The sequence below is a fragment of the Streptomyces sp. NPDC059850 genome (assembly GCF_042731515.1).
Lineage (GTDB): Bacteria > Actinomycetota > Actinomycetes > Streptomycetales > Streptomycetaceae > Streptomyces.
Genome location: NZ_JBHWJI010000036.1, coordinates 18,528 through 36,727 on the forward strand (window position 1 = coordinate 18,528; position 18,200 = coordinate 36,727).

Here is an 18,200-nt window from a genome sequence, read left to right on the forward strand (position 1 = left end):
GGTGCCGGGTGGCCGGGGGGCGCGCCGGGGGGTGTCCGGGCGTTAGGTGCGCTTTGGTGGGTGCCGGGGGGGGCGCCCCCCCCGCCCCGGTCGCCCCGCCCCGGCGCCACGCCGCGCAGCAACTCCCGGAGGTACCCGCAGCCCGAGCGGGACGCCCTCGTCGTGCACCACAGACGGGCCCCCGGTGGGCCATGTACCGGCGGCCGTAGTCCGGGCTGGACGGACACGCGCGTGAAGGCTGCGCGAACACGTCCGGCGATGCCGCATGCACGATGGTGCCCGTCGTCACCGACGGGCAACCTCAGCCATGGCACGGGAGCGTAGTCCTCTGCCTGCTCCTGTCGGCGGTGCTCGCTGGCCATACGGCGACTCCGGGACACTCCTCGTCGCCGAGGCGCGCAGGCTGAAACGGCCCATGCAATTGCGCGCCCTGGACTTTTCCCGCGCCAAGTCGTCGCAAGGTGTGGGATGTTCCTTCCACACCTGCCGTTGACGAAGGGCTCGACCACCCGGGGCGCCGCTTCACCGGATTGGAGCAGCCACCGCGATAATCCGATTGGGCCGAGAGCCTGATGAGAACAGGATCACCGGAATGACCAGTGTGCGAGAAATGCCAGAAAAGACCATTTCGCCGGACTCTATAGAAGTGAGTAAAACCGGGCCCGCAGCCACATAAACCCCCAGTTCAGCTCCTGTGGTCCCCGCGCATGCGGGGTTGGTCCCCAGTTCGGTACACCACTCTGAACTCGCCGCCGGTGGTCCCCGCGCATGCGGGGTTGGTCCCCGGCAGGTGCCGCCGGACACGCTGCGCTGGCAGTGGTCCCCGCGCATGCGGGGTTGGTCCCGCGCCCGCCTCGCCGTCTACATGACCCTCGCAGTGGTCCCCGCGCATGCGGGGTTGGTCCCCCCCTGCCATCAGCGGCGATTACGAAGTCGTGTGGTCCCCGCGCATGCGGGGTTGGTCCCAGCTCGGTGAGGTTACAGGGGTCGCCGAGAGCGTGGTCCCCGCGCATGCGGGGTTGGTCCCGAGACCAGCGCCCGGTACTTCGCCGTCCATGCGTGGTCCCCGCGCATGCGGGGTTGGTCCCGAGTCCAGGTCACGGCGACGGAATCACGCGAGGTGGTCCCCGCGCATGCGGGGTTGGTCCCAGGGTCCCGCCCTGAACAGAGACAGTGACCTCGTGGTCCCCGCGCATGCGGGGTTGGTCCCCCCAGCTACATTGGTCGGGAACTTGACGGGAGGTGGTCCCCGCGCATGCGGGGTTGGTCCCCGCAGCGCGTTGTCAATTAGCTCCGACAGCACGTGGTCCCCGCATACGCGGGGTTGGTCCCGAGGGAGGCCGAATGGCCGGAGTACGGACACTGTGGTCCCCGCGTACGCGGGGTCTCGGCGCCTTCGGATTCCAGCCGCACTGCAGGGCGCTTCAAGTGCATTGGCGTTTCTACTGGACAGAGGCTGGTGGATGGCACCCTCCCCCGTTCACCATCGCCCGATGCGCGAGATGGACTTGGTCGTGAGTGCGGGTGTCAGACCCAGGCGCCAGTCACTGCGGACACGAACTGGTAGAGGTGTTCCGGTGAGCTGGTGCCGGGGATCGGGGCGACGTGGGCGCCGAGCTGCAACAGCCAGTGGAGTGCTGCGCCGACGTCCGTATGGCGTGCGAGGTTTCCGGCGTCGAGCGGCCGGTACAGCACGTACGGGATGTCGAGGTCATGGCAGAGTTCGAGCGCGGGGTCGTGTCGGTCGGTCATGTTGAGGACGTTCTGTACAGCCGCCACGCGGATGCACTTGGCGGCGTCCCGGATGGTGTCCGGGGTGACCTTGGACAGGCCGATGTGGCCGATCTTGCCTTCGGTCCGGAGTGCTTCGAGGGTTCCGAGCTGGTCCGCGAGCGGTACCTCGGGGTCGATGCGGTGGAGGTAGCAGAGGTCGAGCCGGTCGGTCTCCAGACGGCGGAGGCTGGCCTCGACGCAGGCGCGGAGGTAGACGGGGTGGCCCAGTGGCACCCAGGTCCCGGGGGCGGGGCGTACCAGGCCTACCTTCGTGGCGATCAGTACGTGTTCGGGGTAGGGGCGCAGGGCGTCGTGGATGAGGTGTTCGACGGTGTGGGGGCCGTAGGCGTCGGCGGTGTCGATGTGGGTGATGCCGTAGGTGTGGACGGCTTGGCGGAGCACGCTGATCGCGGTGACGCGGTCGTCCGGGTCGCCCCAGATGCCGGGGCCGGTCAGGCGCATGGTGCCGAGCCCGAGGCGGGAGACCGTCTTGTCGGCGATGGTGATGGTGCCTGCGGGCGGAGGGGTGCTCATGCGGCGACCCCCTTGAGGCCGATCTCGACGGCACGCTGGATGGCAGCGGCCGTGCTGCGGCTGTGGCTGGTGACGCGCAGGTGGTCCAGCTTCTCGTCTTCGAGGAGCGCGTGAACGTGCTGGTCGACCAGGGCGCGAAAACGGGCGTCGTAGTCGTGGCCCTGGTCGACGGGGACGGACGGGTCGAGCACGGTGGCCAGGAGCAGGTCGTACTTCGCGTACTGCGTCGCGGCCAGCAGGCGCAGCCGTTCCATGGCCATGGGCTCGGCGTGCTCACCGCGAAACTCCAGAGCCGCGAAGTAGTACGCGAGCGCGTCGGGGGCCGCCCTGTCGGCGAGGACGACGTGGGTGCCCTGAGCGGCGCAGGCGATCTCGTCCGCGATGCCCTGCGCGATGATCCACTCGGTGGACATCTCGGTGTGGTGCTGCATCTTCGGTAGCCCGACACCGACGGCTCGCTTGGCCAGGCGGCCGGTGCGGGCCACAGCCAGGCCGTGGCCGCGCAGCTCCATCTCGATCCGCTTGAGCAACGTCGTCTTGCTGGTGGAGTGGGTACCGAGCACTCCGATGCGGACGGGTGTGTTCACCACAGGGTGGGTTCCTTTTCTGGTTCGGGGACGCCAGGCAGGCCGGGCGGTACGGCGGCGGCGATGAGCTGGTCCCAGGTGGCGTAGTGGTCGGCCATGGCGAGGAGGAGCTGGGCCGTGGCGTAGGCGTCGTAGGTGGCGCGGTGCCGTTGGGCGGGGGCGGCCGTGAGGTCGGGCTGGATGTGCCCGATCAGGGCGTCGAGGCTGTGCCGGGGCAGGTCCTTGTACGTGGCCCTGGAGAGGCGAAGCGTGTCGAGGACGCCCGTCGGCTGCCACGTCGGCAGGTGCGCCTTGAGCACGCGGTAGTCGGTGTGGGCGTTGTGCGCGCAGATCCACGCCTCGCCCAGGCATTTGTGGACCTGGTCGGCGATCTCCTCCCACGTGGGGGACTTGGCCAGAGCACCATTGGTCAGGCCGTGGAGGCTGGCGGCGCGGGGAGTGACGGGCCGGGGCGGGCGGATCAGCCACGCCCCGGCCGTGCTCGTGTCCGGCCCGCCGTCGCGAACGGGCAGGGCGGCCACCTCGACCAGGTCGGGAGGGTTGGTCCCGTTGCCTTCTACGTCCACGATGAGCAGTGCGGGCCAGGTGGCGAAGTTCATCGTTGGGGGGTTCCGTTCCTCGCTGGCCAGCCGATGGGGGCGCGGCCGTGCTGGTGGTAGTGGTGGGGCTTGTCGCGGTCGTGGCACTGGTAGCCGTAGCCGTGCTGGAGGTAGTAGCGCGGCGGCTCGTCCAGGCCCTCCACGATGATGGCGCGGTCGGTTACCTCAACGGGCCCGGTCGCGCCGAGGACTCGGGCATCTTCGGTGACGCGGGTGAGATCGGGCTTGACCCCGGCCGATTTACACAGCTCGACCTGTTCGCGAGGGCAGATGTCGCACAGTTCCTGGATGCCGAAGTGGCCGTTGTAGTCGGCCTCGCCGTGGGCGTAGGCCACGGCGCAGCTCGTCTTGCGGAACAGCGCTCCCCACGGCGCGCTGAGGTGTTCGGGTGTGTGTAAGAAATCGAGCACTCGCTGCTCGGCCGCCTCCGGCAGGATTTTGCGGCGAGCCGTGTGGTCGTACGGCATCGGCAGCCCGTTCGCCTCGTAGTAGGCCGCGATCTCCTGGCGGAAGAACAGGCCGGTGAAGACCGTCGCGTGGGCGTGCGCGGACAGCTCGCGGGCCCGCTCCAGGTGGGCGTCCGAGTCGTTGAGCCCAGGGACGATCGGCCGCCAGTACAGGACGGTGCGGTATCGCTCGGCGTGCTCATGGAGGGTGCGAAGGCTCTCGGCGGCCACGTTGGAGTCGACCGGCTCGATGGCCTCGTTGTCGATGCCGGAGTGGGTGACCAGGACGGTCAGGCGCAGGTTCCGGAAGCTGTTGAGGACGTCGCAGTCCTCCGGCTCGACGCGCCAGCGCGTGATGACGAGGACGTGGTTGGTCATGCCCCGCGCGTCCAGGCTCCGCAGCACTTCGAAGAGGTGCGGTTTGACGGCGGGCAGCATGGGGTCGGTCGCCCGGTTCAGGAGCTGGATGGGCGTCCGGTGCGGCTGGAAGTACGGGTGCTCTACGAGTTGTACGACGGCTTCCTCGTCGCTCATCAGCCGACGCGGGGCCTTCATCTCGAAGTTGTCGAAGAGCTGGCGGACGCAGTAGGCGCACTCCAGTGGGCAGCCGATGATCCAGTTCAGGGAGAGGCCTGACTTGCGGTACTCGATCACGTCCGCGAGGGAGGGCTTCAGTTCCCCGACCTGGTCCGGGGTGAGGATGGGTAAGGGGCGGTGCTTGAACGGCTCGCTCATGGATGCCTCCAGAGTTCGAGGAAACGGCGTCAGTTCTCGACGGGCGTGCGCTGGCGCAGGGCACTCAGCGGGTCGAGCAGGGCGCGACGGCGGGCGCCGTACCAGGTGCCGAAATCGCGGCGGGCGGCGGCCGGGTCGTCGGAGGTGTGCACCAGGTTGCGGACGAGGCGCTTCTCGGCGAGCGCGGCGGCCAGGCTGTCGTTGCCGAGGTCGCCACGGATCGTGCCAGGCGCGGCCCGGGTGGGGTCGAAGTGCCCCAGGAGCTGACGCAGGCAGCGGTGCACTCCTGGTTCTCCGTGGGCCAGCGCCACCGTGACCAGTCGGTTGGCGTACTCCGCGTCCAGGCAGGTGGGGATGGAGCGGTCAGGGAACCAGTCGGCGTCCACCAGCAGATCCCAGTAATGGACGTGGGCCTGCCACGCCTGGACGGTGAGATCTCGCCGCTCGGAGACCGTTACCTGGGCGGCGCGAATCTGGTCCAGGACGGCGCCGACCAAGCCGCGTTCGATGGCATCGGGCTTGCACAGGATGACCGAGCACCGATCGAAGTCGGGCTCGTCCGGTCGGCAGCCGCCGTGGAACCAGGTGCCGAAGTCGCGCCGGGCGGCGGCCGGGTCGTCGCTGGTGTGCACGAGGTTGCGAACCAGGCGCCGCTGCGTGCGGGCGTCGGCCAGGCTGTCGTTGCCGAGGTCGCCACGGATCGTCCCGGCCCCGGCCAATGTGGGGTCGGTGTGTCCGACCAGCTGCCGCAGCCGGGCATGGATACCGGGCTCACCGCGAGCCAGCGCCACGGACACCGGCCGGTCGGCGAACGCCGCGTCGAGAAGGGCGGGCAGATCACGGGGCCTGCGCTTGGCGTCCGCGAGAAGATCGCGGTACACGACGTGCGCCTGCCAGGACCGCGCCATGGTGTCCCTCCGGTCCGTGACGGTGACACCACATGCGCGGATCCTGTCGAGCACGGGCAGGACCAAGCCGCGCTCGACGGCGTCCGGCTTGCACAGGATGACCGCCCAGCGGTCGAAGTCGATGCCTTCCACCACGGCGCCGCTCTGCGGCTTCCGACTCACTCCTCGCCCCCGTCCAGGGCGGCGGCGCAGGCTGGCCAGCGGTGGCCGACGAGCCACCGCAGCCCCGGGTCCAGCGCGGCGAGGAGGCTGGGATCGACCTTCACGGGATGGTCGTGCTGGAGCTGCCGATAGACCTCGAACAACAGCACAGGCTGCTGCCAGTAGGGATCCAGCCCCAGACGCCGTACGTCCTCGACGGTGTAGCGGGTCTTGTTCGTACGCAGGGCCTCTTCGTGCTCCAGGACGTGCGCCACCGTCGCCGCGGTGGTGCTCACCGGCATCTCCGGGAACGGGAAGCGGACGGCCCTCCGGCTGTCCGCCTCGGCCAGGACACGTTCGACGCGATCGGCGTTGCGGTCGTTGATATGAGCTGAGCCGATGAAGTGCGAATACGCGCCCAACTCCAGCCCGAGCTGTACGGCCGCGTACTCCTGGAGCATGGTGAAACTGAAGACATCCGACAGCAGTCCGCAGTCCAGGTCGTTGGCCCGCATGTAGCAGACCATGTGCAGGTGCCCGTCGCGCGACAGGAGGTGGAGCCCGGCCAGGCAGGCCACGTCGGGGTTATCGCTGATCGCGAGTTCGCCGAGCGAGAAGACCGGGACGTATCCGCGCTTGCTGTCCGCCTCCGTCCGGAGCAGTTCCAGGACCCGGTCGAAAGGGGAGATGACGTCGCCCAGGGCAGGGGTGAACAGCGTGTGTCCGTACGCCGACCCGCCGATGTGAATGCCATCGGAGGAGCTGGAGCGCATGGACGGGGCGTAGTAGCCGATCATTTCCAGATCCCGGCGACCGGCCAGGTACCAAAGCGCCTCAGCGAAGTGGAAGACGGGATTGGCCTTGCGCTGCCCCAGATAGGGCAGCCGCTGACGCGGGTCCGGCAGTTAGAAGGAGGCACCGATCACTTCGCGAGCATGATGTCCTCGCGCCACGATGCGTTGCTCGTAATCGTCGGACACCTGCCTCAGGAGAGCCAGGTACGCGGCTTCCAGACCGGGATATCTGGTGGCTGTGAGCAAGGAAGTCTCCCGTTCGAGGACGCAGCCGAGCGGGCTGCGGGCGGGGGTAGGACGTGTTCAGCTCCGCTATGCGGTGGGGCCTTCTGAGTCATCAGCTCTCGAGTCGAGGGCCTGGCGCGCGGTCTTCACGAAGTCGACATTCGCTGACCGGCCGAGACCGCTCAGCGGCACCGTGAACCACACTCTCTTGCCGGGCAACACGTCCGCTGACAGCTCGATGCCCCAGGAATCGCTGACCGCGGCGACGAGGGCAAGCCCCCGGCCAGACTCCTGATCAACGGACGCCTTTCGGGTCACGGGGAGACACGGCGAGGAGTCGGCAACCGCGATCCGCACGTCGGTGTCACGGCACATGCCCGTCACCTCGACCCGGTCCTGGTCGCCCTGGCTTCCGTGCTTGACCGCGTTGCTGAACAACTCGTCCACGGCAAGGACAGCAGCATCCAGAATCTCCGGCCTGTTCCACCGCTCCAGCCAGCGAGTGACCACCTTGCGGACGTCCGAAGCCAGACTGATATCGGCGATGAGGGAGGCGTGGAAGCTGTGCGGATGGATGTTGGCGCACATCACCGCCGCCCCCACCAACGCCTCCGGTTCGCATACGTCATGCACTAGCGGTCTCCCTGACTCTGCTGATGGATAGGGCGCATACGCGGTCTTCGCATGCGTAGCCACTCGATCGCTCACCGCGATTAAGCTGGACCGGGTGTGCGTTGGGTCACTGACCACACATGAATTTACTGTGACCAAGTGGGTCAAAAAACTGACACACAGTACGAGTTACCTAGGCCGAACCCCGTGGGAGCACGGCATGGCACCACACGATCGATCGCGCTCCAGGACGCGAACACTGACTGCCGGTCAGGGTTCGCGATCCTGTGCTGCGGGCGGCACCGTCTGCGGTCACCTGCTGAAGATCATTCGCGAACGGATTCCGCTTACTCAGTCCAGGCTTGCGGAAGAACTCGGCATCGACACGACAACGGTTCAGGGCTGGGAGTCAGGCCGTCGTTCGCTCGCAGCCGTCCCCTCGACACAATTTCTGCGCCTCAAGAGACACCTGCTGCGGCGCGGTGCCGAGGCGACGCTTCTGCCACTCCTCGACCTCGCGATCGAAGCCGACTCGGTGATCGAGTACTCGCTCGACGCCACGCACAGCATCGATGACATCACCCAGCACCCGCTGCACAGCTGGGTCTTCACCCGAGCATCCACCCACCTGATTACCTGGGCACTGACTGGTGAACAGCCCGCAGTTCTGCCCAAGGCACCAGCGTCGACCCCCCGGCGGAGAGGCCCCACTCCTGACTCGCCGCTCTTACCTGCTCCTGCGCGCAGCGCACTGTTCACCCATCTCCGTCGCACAGCCGAGGTCGCTGACCGGGCGGGGGCACACGGCTCGCTTCTCCGCCGACAGGCCCTCTATCTGTGCGCGTACGACACCAGCGACGACACCCACTCCTGGCTCTCTGACATGCGGGAACGCCGTCCAACGCCACTCCGTCACGCATCATGGACGCCAGCTTGGTCCGACGCCACGTCGGTGGCGACGTCTCTGACACGCTATGGAGATGTCGACACGCTGCAGGCATTCATCGAGCGAGGGATGGGTGAAGACGCCGGAGAGATGGCCAACCTCAATTATTGGGCGCACTGGTTGGGCCTGGATCCCGTGCCCCGGGTGAGCGACGTCTTCATGAGCGACATCGACGGCCGGTCCTGGGAAGCCCTCCCGCTCCTCCGCAGCCTCACGGACCGGCTTGACCCGTCCCTGGGGGCCGTGGACTTGAACATCCATTCGGTGTGGGCCCTCATCAGCTCAAAGCCGGGCGTTCTCTCGGCCGATCCGACACTGCACCGCGAGCTGGCCGCCCGCGTCGGTCGTCTGCTCGACAGCCGAGCGATCTCTCGCCAGGCAAGGCGTGAGGTGGAGAACGTGCACTACGGTCTGAGACTGAGTAGCCGGTGATCCGCTCGAAGGGGACGATCGACATGACTGACGACCACGGCTACAAGGGCACCGTCGGCTACCTGCTGGAGATGGGGGCCCTCAAGCGGGGGAAGCGGAGCGGGTGGTGGATCGCCGGGGTCAAGGACCCCGAGACCATCGCCGAGCATTCGTTTCGTACTGCGGTCATCGGGGCGGTGCTGGCGATGATGGAGGGCGCTGATCCGGCGAAGGTCGCGCTCCTGTGTACCTTCCATGACACCCAGGAGACCCGCGTCGGGGACATTCCGTGGGTCGGGCGCCGCTATCTCGATGCCGCGTCGAATGAGAAGGTCACCGCCGATCAGGTCTCGAAGGCACATCCAGCCGTGGCGGAGGGGATCAAGGCCGTGGTCCACGAGTACGAGAACGGGGACTCGCTGGAGGTTCTCGTGGCGCACGACGCGGACAAGCTTGAGTGCATGCTGCAGGGCATGGAGTACCTGGAGCAGGGTTATCGCAATGCCCAGGAATGGGTGGACACCACGCGGGCGAGGCTGAAGACTCCCTCAGCGCTCGCGCTTGCCGAGGCGGCCCGAGGCATGTCGTCCGCCGAGTGGCAGCACACCTATCTGAGCTGAACGGCCCAAGGCGCCCGTACCGCCCCCGAAGGCTCTTTCCATGCGCTGCGGGCCTCGCCCTGACAGTCGGAACTTGGCCAAGAATCTGAAGAGAACGGGGCACCTGGATGACCTATACGCGAGGAATGCCAGCAAATCCCATTTCGCCGGACTCCGCAGAAGTAAGTAAAATCGAGCCCCCAGCCACATAAACCCCCAGGTCACCTACTGTGGTCCCCGCACACGCGGGGTTGGTCCCGCGGCCAGCGTAACCGAACCCCGCTCCAGCCCGTGGTCCCCGCACACGCGGGGTTGGTCCCCGGGCGCAGCGCCCGGACGGCGCTTGGTACGCGTGGTCCCCGCACACGCGGGGTTGGTCCCGCTGGCGCCAATGTGAGTGTCGTCGGGCATAAGTGGTCCCCGCACACGCGGGGTTGGTCCCGACGCGCACCCCTACCTCCGCGCCGCGAGCGCGTGGTCCCCGCACACGTGGGGTTGGTCCCTCGCAGTTCTGCGTAATCCTCCCCTTCTGCGGGTGGTCCCCCCAACCAGGCAGTCAAAGCGCTCAACTCCGGGGGTTCCCCCCTCCACACGCTCGGGGTTGGTTTCGGGTGGCTCCGGGGGTCTGCGATGGCGGAGGGGCCAGAAGGGCCCCGTGCTGCGTGGTGGGCGGCGGACTAAGGGCGGGTCAGCGGGCGCCCTTGGGGGAGGGGGTGAAGGTTACGGGGAGAGCGCCCGTTTCGGGCCTCTGCAGGCGTTCGCCGCAGGCGCCCTCGCGTACATCTCGTACTTCAGCGCGACACCCAGCGAATCGGTTCGTCTGGTTCAGCGAGGCCTGATGTGCGAGGGATTGGGCGACACCGCCGTGCGCAGACTGCGGGCGATCGAGGCTCGCGCGTACGGGCACCTCGGCGACACCGCGTCCGCACAGCGCGCCGTTGAGCTGTCCGAGGACGCAAGGTCAGGCCGGACCGACGAGCTGCACGAAGTCGTCGGAGGCGAGTTCGGCTTCAGCGAGGAGCGGCTGGCGATGTCGAACAGCAGCACGGCGCTCCTCGTCGGCAACGGCGAGCAGGCTGAAGCCAGCGCGCTACGTGCCCTGGAGCTTCTCAGCGCCAAGCCCGCAAGCGCTCGCTCCGCACGGGTGATAGGAGGTGCCGCCGCCGATCTGGCCATGGCCCGGCTGCTGGACAACGACCTCGAAGGGGCCTCCGAAGCGCTGGCCAAGGTGTGGGATGTTCCGGTGGACCAGCGCGCCACCGGCCTCTTGCGCCGGATCAGCCAACTGCGCAGCACCCTGACCTTGCCGCGCTACCAAGGCGCCGCCGTGGCCGGTGATCTGGCCGAGCGCATCGAGGGCTTCGTCCTGGCATCATCGGCCCGGGCGCTCGACGGCCCGTACGGACCGTTGGCGCTGGAGCCCTGATCACAAGGAGGCCAGCACCTTGGCCTCCTTGTCGCGGTCGATGCCGTGCTCGGCCCACCGTGGATGCTCCACCGGGCGGCCGTCGGCGGCCATCCAGGCCCAGGTGTCCCGGATCGTCTCGCTGAGCGGGCGGCACCGCAGTCCCGCCGCAACGGCGCGACCGGCATCGACCGACCACACCCCGGCATGCGTGCGCCACAACGGCAGCTCCGTCCACTGCCGGACCCCCTGGGCGGTCAGCTTCTCGGGGGCGGCCCACACCGGCTTGCCCGCTCCCTCGGTGACCGCCAGGCACTCGGCGAGGAAGTCCTGCATCGTCAGCCCGTCGGGGTGCGCAACGTTGAATCCGCCGAGGCCTGCTCCCTGCGCTTGATCGAGCGCGAACGCTGCCACGTCGCGCACGTCGACGGGCTGGATGTGGCGGTCAGCGGGGGCGGGCGCGAGGATGGGACCGCCCTGCCGGGCTCGGTTCAGCCACCAGGGCAGTCGGCCCACATACTCACCCGGGCCCACGATGACACCAGGCCGAAGGAGCACCACCCGCTCGTCGCCCAGGGTCTGACGCACTGCGTTCTCGCCGCCGACCTTCTGGAAGCCGTAGATGGTCGGGCTGCCGTCCTCGCCGGTGTACCCGTACGTCTCGTCCGCGTCCGCCGGGCACTCCAGCAGCGGAGAGTCCTCCGTCAACGGCAGGTGCGGCCAGCCCTGGTATACGGAGACGGTGGAGAGGTGGACCCACCGACCGACGACATCCTTCAACGCGATTGCTGCCAGCAGGACATCGCGCGGAGCCAGTTCCGAGCTGGACGTATCGATGACCGCGTCCCAGGGTCCTTGCCCGGCGAGACGCCGCAAATCCTCCTCGACGGTCCTGTCCCCGTGGACGGGCACCACACCCGGCACATCCGTACCGGACCGACCACGGTTGAAGGTGGCCACCTCCCACCCGCGCGCCAGCGCATCCTCCGCGATCTGCTTCCCCAGGAACCACGTTCCGCCGACCACCAGAATCTTCATGGCGCTGATCCTGCCCTCGTGTGGGCTCGGCTGCACAGTCGGGGCAACATGGCTGCCCGGGTCGACAAGTACAGCACGGCCATGTCTGGAGCTGGCAGGAGAGGATGTGAGCGAGCTGGCACAGTACGAAAGGAAGCAGCAGGCCGACTTCTCGGCGTTGAGAGGCTTCTGGGTATCCCCCGCCACAGGCGAAGGCCTGCGATCCCTTGCCCGGCTCTCCGCAACTGGCCGTCAACGCAAAGAGCGTATGCCATGGGCCCACGACAGGGGCGATGTTGGTCCACCGCCCTCCCTGGGGCACCTACGGCCCAGCCAAAACAGCTGGAGCCGCCTCCAGATCACGCGCATCCACAAGGAGCCCCTTTGACGACCCCTTACCGTGGCCTGATCCTCGACTTCGGCGGCGTTCTGACCACGCAGATGAAACTCAACGGCCAGGCGTTCGAACGGTCCCTCGGGCTCCCGCCTGGTGCGTACTTCGACGCATTGGGGAAGCACCCCGACGGTGTGCGCGTCTACGCCGATCTCGAAGTCGGCCGGGCCACCCAGGAGGACTGGAACCGCGTCATCGGCGGCATTCTCGGCATCGACCCGACCGACCTGATGCGGCGCGCCCTGGCGAACCTCCGCCCGGAGCCAGCCATGGTGGCGGCCGCGCAACGTGCCCGCGAGGCGGGCGTGAAGGTCGCGATGCTCTCGAACAGCTTCGGCCTGACGCCCTACAACCCGTACGAAGCCCTCGGGCTGTACGACTGCTTCGACACGGTGATCCTCTCCGAGGTCGAAAAGGTACGGAAGCCGTCGCCAGCCATCTACCAACGGACGCTGGACGCGCTTGGGCTCGCAGGCCCCGAGTGCGTGTTCGTCGACGACCACGCCGGAAACCTCCCACCGGCGGAAGCCCTGGGCATCCGCACCATCCACCACACGACGACCCCCGAGGCCACCGCCGCCCAACTCGACGCACTACTCGCCCCCGCCTGAACCCGGCGCAAGACCCGGCCGCACCTGGGAGCGCCGAGGGCCAACGTGTCTTGGCGCCCGGAGGCCGCGTCTCGGCCACGGACCTCAACACCTCATCCGACACCGGAATGGAGCAGCCACCGCGATAATCCAAACTGACCGAGTACCTGAAGAGAACGGGGGCACCAGAATGACCAATATGCGAGAAATACCAGCAAGCCCCGTTTCGCCGGACTCCGCAGAAGTAAGTAAAATCGAGCCCCCAGCCACATAAACCCCCAGGTCACCTACTGTGGTCCCCGCACACGCGGGGTTGGTCCCTGGCATTCACTGTCGCATTGAATTCTGTGGGGGTGGTCCCCGCACACGCGGGGTTGGTCCCACGCCGACGAGCGGGAGCCTGTACCTGGTGCCGTGGTCCCCGCACATGCGGGGTTGGCCCCCAGGCGAAGTCGGGGTAGCCGAGGGCGTTGAGGTGGTCCCCGCACACGCGGGGTTGGTCCCCCCAAGCTGACCGGGCACCAGATGTACAACCGGTGGTCCCTGGCCCGGCGGGACGATGCTGGGCGCGTCGGTGTGGTCCCCGCACGTGTGGGGTTGGTCCGGCTGCCTCCATGGCGGAGGGGGCCGCTGCGGGGGCGGCTACCGGCCGCCCTTCGGGGCCGGAGTGAAGGTGACCGGGAGGGCTGATAGGCCTCGGACCCAGGGGGAGGGGCGCCAGAGGAGGGTGTCGTCGGAGGCGGCGAGGCGTACGTCCGGGAGGCGGTCCAGGAGGACCTCGACGGCGGTCTTCGCGATCGTCTCGGCGATCTCCTGGGCCGGGTGGGGGCAGCGGTGTTCGCCGTGGCCGAAGGAGAGGAAGGAGCTGTTGCCCTCGGTGAAGGCGTGGGTGTCCGGGCGGACCAGGGGGTCGGTGTTCGCGCCGTGGAAGCCGAGGATCAGCAGGTCGCCCTTGCGGATGCGCTTCCCCGCGAGGGAGGTGTCGCGGGTGGCCCAGCGGGCGGCGAGGTTGGCGACGGGGGTGTCCTCCCAGAGGACTTCGTTCATGGCCTGGCCCACGCTGTGGCGGCCGCCGGAGAGGGAGAGGGCGAAGCGTTCGTCGGTGAGCAGCAGCCGCAGGGTGTTGCCGATCCAGTCGGCCGTGGGCTGGTGACCGGCCGTCATGATGACGATGAGGTCCTGGACGATGAGTTCGTCGGAGTACCCCCGGTAGGAGGCGACCATGCGGGAGGCCACGTCGGGCGCGGGCGCGGCCCGCTTCGCGGAGGCGAGCTGACTCATCACCATGTAGACGTGCTGGTACGCCTCGAAGGCGTTCTCCTTGCCGTCGATCGCGTCGTTCATCGCCTGGACGAGGGCCGGGCCCTCGGCGTCGGGGATGCCGTAGATGTGGGCGAGGACCAGTTCCGGCAGGAGCCGGGCGTAGTCGGCGATCAGTTCGGCCTCGCCCTGGTGGCAGAACTCGTCCACCAGCCGGTCGGCGACGTGCTCGGCCTGGCGGGCGAGTTCGTACGGGTCGACGGCCTCCAGGGCCTCCCCGATGGCCTCGGCGCGGCGCTGGTGGTCCTCGCCGGTCGCGTACACGACGGAGGTCTGATCGCGGCTGATCATGGGCGCGAGGGGCCAGTTCTCGGGCACGTTGTCCCACTGGTTCCACTGGTTCGCGTCCCGGGTGAACAACTCGGCGTCGCTGGTGACCTGGTGGAGTTCGCGGTAGCCGAGCACCAGCCAGCCGGGTATGTCCCCGTCCAGCAGGACCGGGGCCACCGGCCCGTGCTCGCGCCGCATCTCCCCGTAGACCCCGAAGGGGTTGGTCTGGAAGCCGGGTCCGCTCAGCGACCGCGCGCCCTGGTGGGCGGGGCAGCCGGGCGGCGGGGTGGCGGCGGTGGCCACGGCGTTCTCGGACGGCTGTTCGGGGCTGGCAGTCATGGATCGAGTCCTTGTGCACGAGTGGACGTGAGCCAGGCCAGAATAGATCGCGTAGTCAATCGTGTGTCAGAGTCACCGGGTTTCACCTGGGCCGGGCCCGCCGCACGGGCCCGCCGTACGGCCACGGTGAACCCCGGCGCGAGATGTACGCACCGGGGTTCTGGACGCCGAGGCTTGTTACCGGGGCGGGTCGGGCAGCTGGGTGAACTCACACGGCCCGAGCGGCAGGGTGCTGGGGCATCGGCCCTCCCACACCTCCTGCGACCGCGTCAGCACGGTGACGTACAGCGGGCCGCCCTGGACGTCGTCGGTGTTGGACGCCAGCGTGGCTTCGAGGACGTGGTCGGGACCGCCCACGGCCTGCCAGTCGCCGACAGGGGTTCCCGGGTCCGTCGACTCGTCGACGGACAGGACGTACACCTGGCCGTCGCAGACCGTCGAGACGTACTTCTTGCCCACTCCACCCGCTACCGCGCCTTCATTTCCCGCGGAGTCGACGTCGACACAGCCGCCGTGCCCGCCGGTATTGGTGGCCTTCGCCGTCTTCGTCTTCGCGGGCTCGGGCTTCGTATCGGCCGCCGCTTGACCGGCACCGATGGCGGTCATCATGGCTGCCGCGGTCAGGGCTATGGCAAGCTTTCGCTTCTGCCTCATTCCCTACGCTCCCTCTATGGAGAAACGGTTCACAATCTGGCAGGGAATGATTACCCGGAAAATATGATCTTTGTCGGATAGGTCCCGTTTTTCACTCAACTGGGCGCGGGGGACGCGGCGGGGGACGCGGCCAGCCAGTCGTCCGCGTACTTCTGGTACGTCCCGTCATGCGTCGCCAGATGCACCCACTGATCGACGTATTCCTTGAACTGCGCGTCGGCACGCGGCAGCGCGTACGCCTTCTCCGAGAACGAGAACGGCTTGTCCGGGTGGACCGCGCACAGCTCAGGATGGATCTTCGACTGGTAACGCGTCTCGCTCGCGTCCGTCATCATCACATCGGCACGGCCGTCGATGATCTCCTCGAAGATCGTGGTGTTGTCCGGGTGGACGGTGAGGGTGGCCCGCTTGATGTGGGCTCGGGCGAACTGCTCGTTGGTGCCGCCCGGGTTGACGACCACGCGGACGCCCGGCCGGTCGATGTCGTCCAGCGTCTGGTACTTCTTCTCGTCCTCGCACCGCACGATCGGCGTCTTGCCGTCGGTCAGATACGGCTCGCTGAAGGCCGCCTTACGGGCCCGCTCCAGCGTCACCGACACCCCGCCCATGCCGATGTCGCAGCGCCCGGCGGCGAGGTCGTCGACCAGCTTCGCCCAGGTCGTGGCCACGAACTTCGGCTTGGCGTCGAGGCTCTTGGCCAAGTTGCCCGCCATCGCGATGTCGATGCCGGTGTACGCGCCGGTGGTGGCGTCGCGATGGCTGAACGGCCGGTAGTCGCCCGTGGTGCACACGCGCAGCACACCGCGCTCGGGCACCCGGTCGAGCAGGGTGCCGCGCTGCACGGCGGAGTCGGCCGTGGAGTGCGCGGTGGGCCTGGGCCGCGCCGCGCCGTCGGCCAGGGCCGAGCCCGCCGCGGTGGCGGCGAGCACGGCGGCGACGGTGGCGAGCGTGACGGCGCGTCTCATGGGGCCTCCCCGGCAGCGGCATGATCACAGCGCGCTCAGGGTGTCAGAAGACGTCGCCGTCCGGAACCCGTCGACCACCTGCTGGAATCCAGGAGTCCGGCAGGAGTCGCCGTCAGTAGCGCTCCGGTCCGGCGTCCTCCAGCGGTGGTCCGGCGTCCGCGAGCCGGGCCAGCAGCTCGGAGGCGCGCTTGGCCACGGTGTCGCGGTCGCCCTCGGAGAGCGCCGAGCCCATCCCGCAGGCGACCGCCCCGGCGGCGATCCAGTCCGGCGCGTCGGCCACGGTCACCCCGCCGGTCGGCACGAAGGCGGCCTGCGGCAGCGCCGCCCGTACGTCCTTGATCCAGCGCGGCCCGAACGCCGCGGCCGGGAACAGCTTCAGCGCGTCCGCGCCCAGCTCCATCGCGCGCACCGCCTCGGTGGGGGTGGAGATGCCGGGGAAAACCGGCAGGCCGTAGCGGTGGCCGGTGCGGATGACCTCGGGGTCCAGGCTCGGCGAGACGAGGAAGCGGGCGCCCGCGTCGACGGCCATCCGGGCGGACGCGCCGTCGAGCACCGTGCCCGCACCGATCACCGCGTCGTCGCCGACCTCCCGGATCAGCGTGGTGACCGCCTCCAGCGCGAAGGGGGTGGTCAGCGAGATCTCCAGGCTGGTGATGCCTGCGGAGAGCAGAGTGTCCGCCGTCGCCGTGGCGTGGTCGTAGCTGTCGCTGCGGACGATGGCGAGGACGCGCTGCGCGAGCGCGGCCCGGGTGGTCTCCCAGCGGTACACGGCAGTCGCCGCCTTTCCTCTCCTAGGGTCTGCTGCCTGATCGTGCCGCACCCCTGTGCCTCCGGGATATGCGGCGGCGCGGGGTACGTGGTGGACGGGACGTGGTGCTGTCGTGCGCTTGATGGTCTTGCTTCTTCCGAACGGAACGGGCCGGGCGGAACGGAAACGGGCCTCGCTCCTAGCGGTGGACCGCGTCCACGCCGGTGACGATCTCGGCGAGCGCCCGGTCCCGCGCGAGCGCCGAGGGCAGCCCGTCCGTATCCGAGGCGGCCTGGACGACGAGCGAGGCGACACACGCCGCCTCGGCCAGCGCCCGCGGCTCGGACAGCCCGCGCAGCCGCGCCGACAGATACCCGGCGGCGAAGCCGTCACCGGCGCCGATCGGGTCGACCACCGGCACCGTGTGCGGCGACTGCTGCCAGCGGCCGTCGGAGGTGATGACGGTGGCGGAGTGGTCGGCGCGCTTGATCACGACTTCCTGGGTGCCGCCCTCCAGCAGCTCCTGCGCGGCGTCGTCGGCGGACTGGGCGGTGAGCAGCTCCAGCTCATCCTCCCCCGCCAGGACGAGATCCGCCTCGCGCAGCAACGGTCCAGCCGTCTGCGCCCACTGGGCGGCGCCGCCCAGCTTGCGCCGTACGTTCGGATCGAACGACACCTTCGCCCCGGCCTCCCGGGCCAGCTCCAGCAGCCGTCGGCTGGCGGCCGCGGCGGTCGGGGAGAGCATCGGCGTGATCCCGGAGATGTGCAGCATCCGGGCGCCGTCCAGCGCGTCGGGGCTGATCTCGTCGGGGGTGAGACGGGACGCGGCCGATCCCATGCGGTAGTACTGCACGTCGATCGCGCGCTGCGGATGGCTGTCGCGCAGCAGCAGCCCGGTGGGCGCGTGCTCGTCGATGACGGCCTGCGAGACGTCCACCCCGTCGGCGCGCAGCTCGCGCAGCACCGCCTCGCCCGCCGGGTCCGCGCCGACCCGGCCGAGCCAGCGCACCACGTGGCCGAGCCGGGCCAGCCCGGCGGCCACATTGGACTCGGCGCCCGCCACGGAGCGGCGGAAGTGCACGGCCCGGTCGAGCGGGATTCCCGGCTCAGCGAGCAGCAGCAGCATCGCCTCGCCGCACGTGACCACTTCCGGACCGTTCGCCACCGCTGCCTCCCCGCGCGTCCACT

At 68.9% G+C, this 18,200-nt stretch carries 17 protein-coding genes and 2 CRISPR repeat arrays; of the genes, 4 read left to right on the top strand and 13 right to left on the bottom strand.

Annotated features, from left to right (window positions below):
* Positions 1-694: 694 nt before the first annotated feature.
* A CRISPR array of direct repeats spans positions 695-1,393; the repeat unit is 29 nt; unit sequence GTGGTCCCCGCGCATGCGGGGTTGGTCCC.
* Between the two features lie 134 nt (positions 1,394-1,527).
* From ACFV9T_RS26820 to ACFV9T_RS26850, 7 genes are all read right to left on the bottom strand, one after another.
* On the bottom strand, positions 1,528-2,307 hold the full coding sequence (locus ACFV9T_RS26820; protein WP_385444645.1) for an aldo/keto reductase: 780 nt from the start codon (positions 2,305-2,307) through the stop codon (positions 1,528-1,530).
* Positions 2,304-2,894: an AAA family ATPase gene (locus ACFV9T_RS26825; protein ID WP_385444647.1), complete on the bottom strand. Its 591-nt coding sequence runs from the start codon at positions 2,892-2,894 to the stop codon at positions 2,304-2,306. The genes ACFV9T_RS26820 and ACFV9T_RS26825 overlap by 4 nt, the downstream gene beginning before the upstream one ends.
* Positions 2,891-3,493 (bottom strand): exonuclease domain-containing protein, encoded by a 603-nt coding sequence (locus tag ACFV9T_RS26830; protein WP_385444649.1) that lies wholly within the window; start codon positions 3,491-3,493, stop codon positions 2,891-2,893. Before ACFV9T_RS26830 ends, ACFV9T_RS26825 begins: the two co-directional genes overlap by 4 nt.
* Entirely contained in the window at positions 3,490-4,674 is a 1,185-nt protein-coding gene (locus ACFV9T_RS26835; protein ID WP_385444650.1) for a radical SAM protein, read from the bottom strand. Before ACFV9T_RS26835 ends, ACFV9T_RS26830 begins: the two co-directional genes overlap by 4 nt.
* Before the next feature lie 29 nt (positions 4,675-4,703).
* Positions 4,704-5,744, bottom strand: a complete 1,041-nt coding sequence (locus ACFV9T_RS26840) for a nucleoside-diphosphate kinase (protein ID WP_385444651.1) — start codon at positions 5,742-5,744, stop codon at positions 4,704-4,706.
* Complete coding sequence (locus tag ACFV9T_RS26845) at positions 5,741-6,628, bottom strand: thymidylate synthase (protein ID WP_385444760.1); 888 nt, start codon at positions 6,626-6,628, stop codon at positions 5,741-5,743. The genes ACFV9T_RS26840 and ACFV9T_RS26845 overlap by 4 nt, the downstream gene beginning before the upstream one ends.
* 201 nt (positions 6,629-6,829) lie before the next feature.
* A complete protein-coding gene (locus tag ACFV9T_RS26850) occupies positions 6,830-7,375 on the bottom strand; it encodes an ATP-binding protein (RefSeq protein WP_385444653.1) in 546 nt (181 codons plus the stop codon).
* 199 nt (positions 7,376-7,574) lie between these two features.
* Here ACFV9T_RS26850 and ACFV9T_RS26855 point away from each other — a divergent pair, with 199 nt between their 5' ends.
* The 3 genes from ACFV9T_RS26855 (at position 7,575) to ACFV9T_RS26865 (ending at position 10,736) form a co-directional block, all read left to right on the top strand.
* Positions 7,575-8,732, top strand: coding sequence for a helix-turn-helix domain-containing protein (locus ACFV9T_RS26855; protein ID WP_385444655.1), 1,158 nt, complete (start codon positions 7,575-7,577; stop codon positions 8,730-8,732).
* A 23-nt stretch (positions 8,733-8,755) separates the two neighbouring features.
* Entirely contained in the window at positions 8,756-9,331 is a 576-nt protein-coding gene (locus ACFV9T_RS26860; protein ID WP_385444657.1) for an HD family hydrolase, read from the top strand.
* Between the two features lie 209 nt (positions 9,332-9,540).
* Positions 9,541-9,813: a CRISPR direct-repeat array (repeat unit 29 nt; unit sequence GTGGTCCCCGCACACGCGGGGTTGGTCCC).
* Positions 9,814-10,148: 335 nt separating this feature from the next.
* Positions 10,149-10,736, top strand: coding sequence for a hypothetical protein (locus tag ACFV9T_RS26865; protein WP_385444658.1), 588 nt, complete (start codon positions 10,149-10,151; stop codon positions 10,734-10,736).
* On the opposite strand, the gene ACFV9T_RS26870 is transcribed toward ACFV9T_RS26865, so the two are convergent.
* Positions 10,737-11,753, bottom strand: a complete 1,017-nt coding sequence (locus ACFV9T_RS26870; RefSeq protein WP_385444660.1) for an NAD-dependent epimerase/dehydratase family protein — start codon at positions 11,751-11,753, stop codon at positions 10,737-10,739.
* Between the two features lie 363 nt (positions 11,754-12,116).
* On the opposite strand from ACFV9T_RS26870, the gene ACFV9T_RS26875 reads away from it, so the two are divergent.
* Positions 12,117-12,737 carry an HAD family hydrolase gene (locus tag ACFV9T_RS26875; RefSeq protein WP_385444661.1) on the top strand — a complete coding sequence of 207 codons (621 nt, stop codon included), beginning with the start codon at positions 12,117-12,119 and terminating at the stop codon, positions 12,735-12,737.
* A 621-nt stretch (positions 12,738-13,358) separates the two neighbouring features.
* On the opposite strand, the gene ACFV9T_RS26880 is transcribed toward ACFV9T_RS26875, so the two are convergent.
* The 5 genes from ACFV9T_RS26880 to ACFV9T_RS26900 form a co-directional block, all read right to left on the bottom strand.
* Complete coding sequence (locus ACFV9T_RS26880) at positions 13,359-14,645, bottom strand: cytochrome P450 (protein ID WP_385444663.1); 1,287 nt, start codon at positions 14,643-14,645, stop codon at positions 13,359-13,361.
* A 177-nt stretch (positions 14,646-14,822) separates the two neighbouring features.
* Positions 14,823-15,299, bottom strand: a complete 477-nt coding sequence (locus tag ACFV9T_RS26885; protein WP_385444664.1) for a hypothetical protein — start codon at positions 15,297-15,299, stop codon at positions 14,823-14,825.
* A gap of 95 nt (positions 15,300-15,394) precedes the next feature.
* A complete protein-coding gene (locus ACFV9T_RS26890) occupies positions 15,395-16,264 on the bottom strand; it encodes a transporter substrate-binding domain-containing protein (RefSeq protein ID WP_385444666.1) in 870 nt (289 codons plus the stop codon).
* A gap of 112 nt (positions 16,265-16,376) precedes the next feature.
* Positions 16,377-17,033, bottom strand: a complete 657-nt coding sequence (locus ACFV9T_RS26895; protein ID WP_385444667.1) for a bifunctional 4-hydroxy-2-oxoglutarate aldolase/2-dehydro-3-deoxy-phosphogluconate aldolase — start codon at positions 17,031-17,033, stop codon at positions 16,377-16,379.
* Between the two features lie 178 nt (positions 17,034-17,211).
* The gene (locus tag ACFV9T_RS26900) at positions 17,212-18,177 is read right to left on the bottom strand and encodes a sugar kinase (protein WP_385444669.1); all 966 of its coding nucleotides are present in this window, start codon (positions 18,175-18,177) and stop codon (positions 17,212-17,214) included.
* Positions 18,178-18,200 lie beyond the last annotated feature (23 nt).

Bases quoted from the DNA above. Each gene is read 5' to 3' on its own strand.
- ACFV9T_RS26820 (WP_385444645.1), bottom strand. From the start codon at position 2,307: ATGAGCACCCCTCCGCCCGCAGGCACCATCACCATCGCCGACAAGACG.
- ACFV9T_RS26885 (WP_385444664.1), bottom strand. From the start codon at position 15,299: ATGAGGCAGAAGCGAAAGCTTGCCATAGCCCTGACCGCGGCAGCCATG.
- ACFV9T_RS26860 (WP_385444657.1), top strand. From the start codon at position 8,756: ATGACTGACGACCACGGCTACAAGGGCACCGTCGGCTACCTGCTGGAG.
- ACFV9T_RS26870 (WP_385444660.1), bottom strand. From the start codon at position 11,753: ATGAAGATTCTGGTGGTCGGCGGAACGTGGTTCCTGGGGAAGCAGATC.
- ACFV9T_RS26830 (WP_385444649.1), bottom strand. From the start codon at position 3,493: ATGAACTTCGCCACCTGGCCCGCACTGCTCATCGTGGACGTAGAAGGC.
- ACFV9T_RS26855 (WP_385444655.1), top strand. From the start codon at position 7,575: ATGGCACCACACGATCGATCGCGCTCCAGGACGCGAACACTGACTGCC.
- ACFV9T_RS26835 (WP_385444650.1), bottom strand. From the start codon at position 4,674: ATGAGCGAGCCGTTCAAGCACCGCCCCTTACCCATCCTCACCCCGGAC.
- ACFV9T_RS26880 (WP_385444663.1), bottom strand. From the start codon at position 14,645: ATGACTGCCAGCCCCGAACAGCCGTCCGAGAACGCCGTGGCCACCGCC.
- ACFV9T_RS26890 (WP_385444666.1), bottom strand. From the start codon at position 16,264: ATGAGACGCGCCGTCACGCTCGCCACCGTCGCCGCCGTGCTCGCCGCC.
- ACFV9T_RS26865 (WP_385444658.1), top strand. From the start codon at position 10,149: ATGTGCGAGGGATTGGGCGACACCGCCGTGCGCAGACTGCGGGCGATC.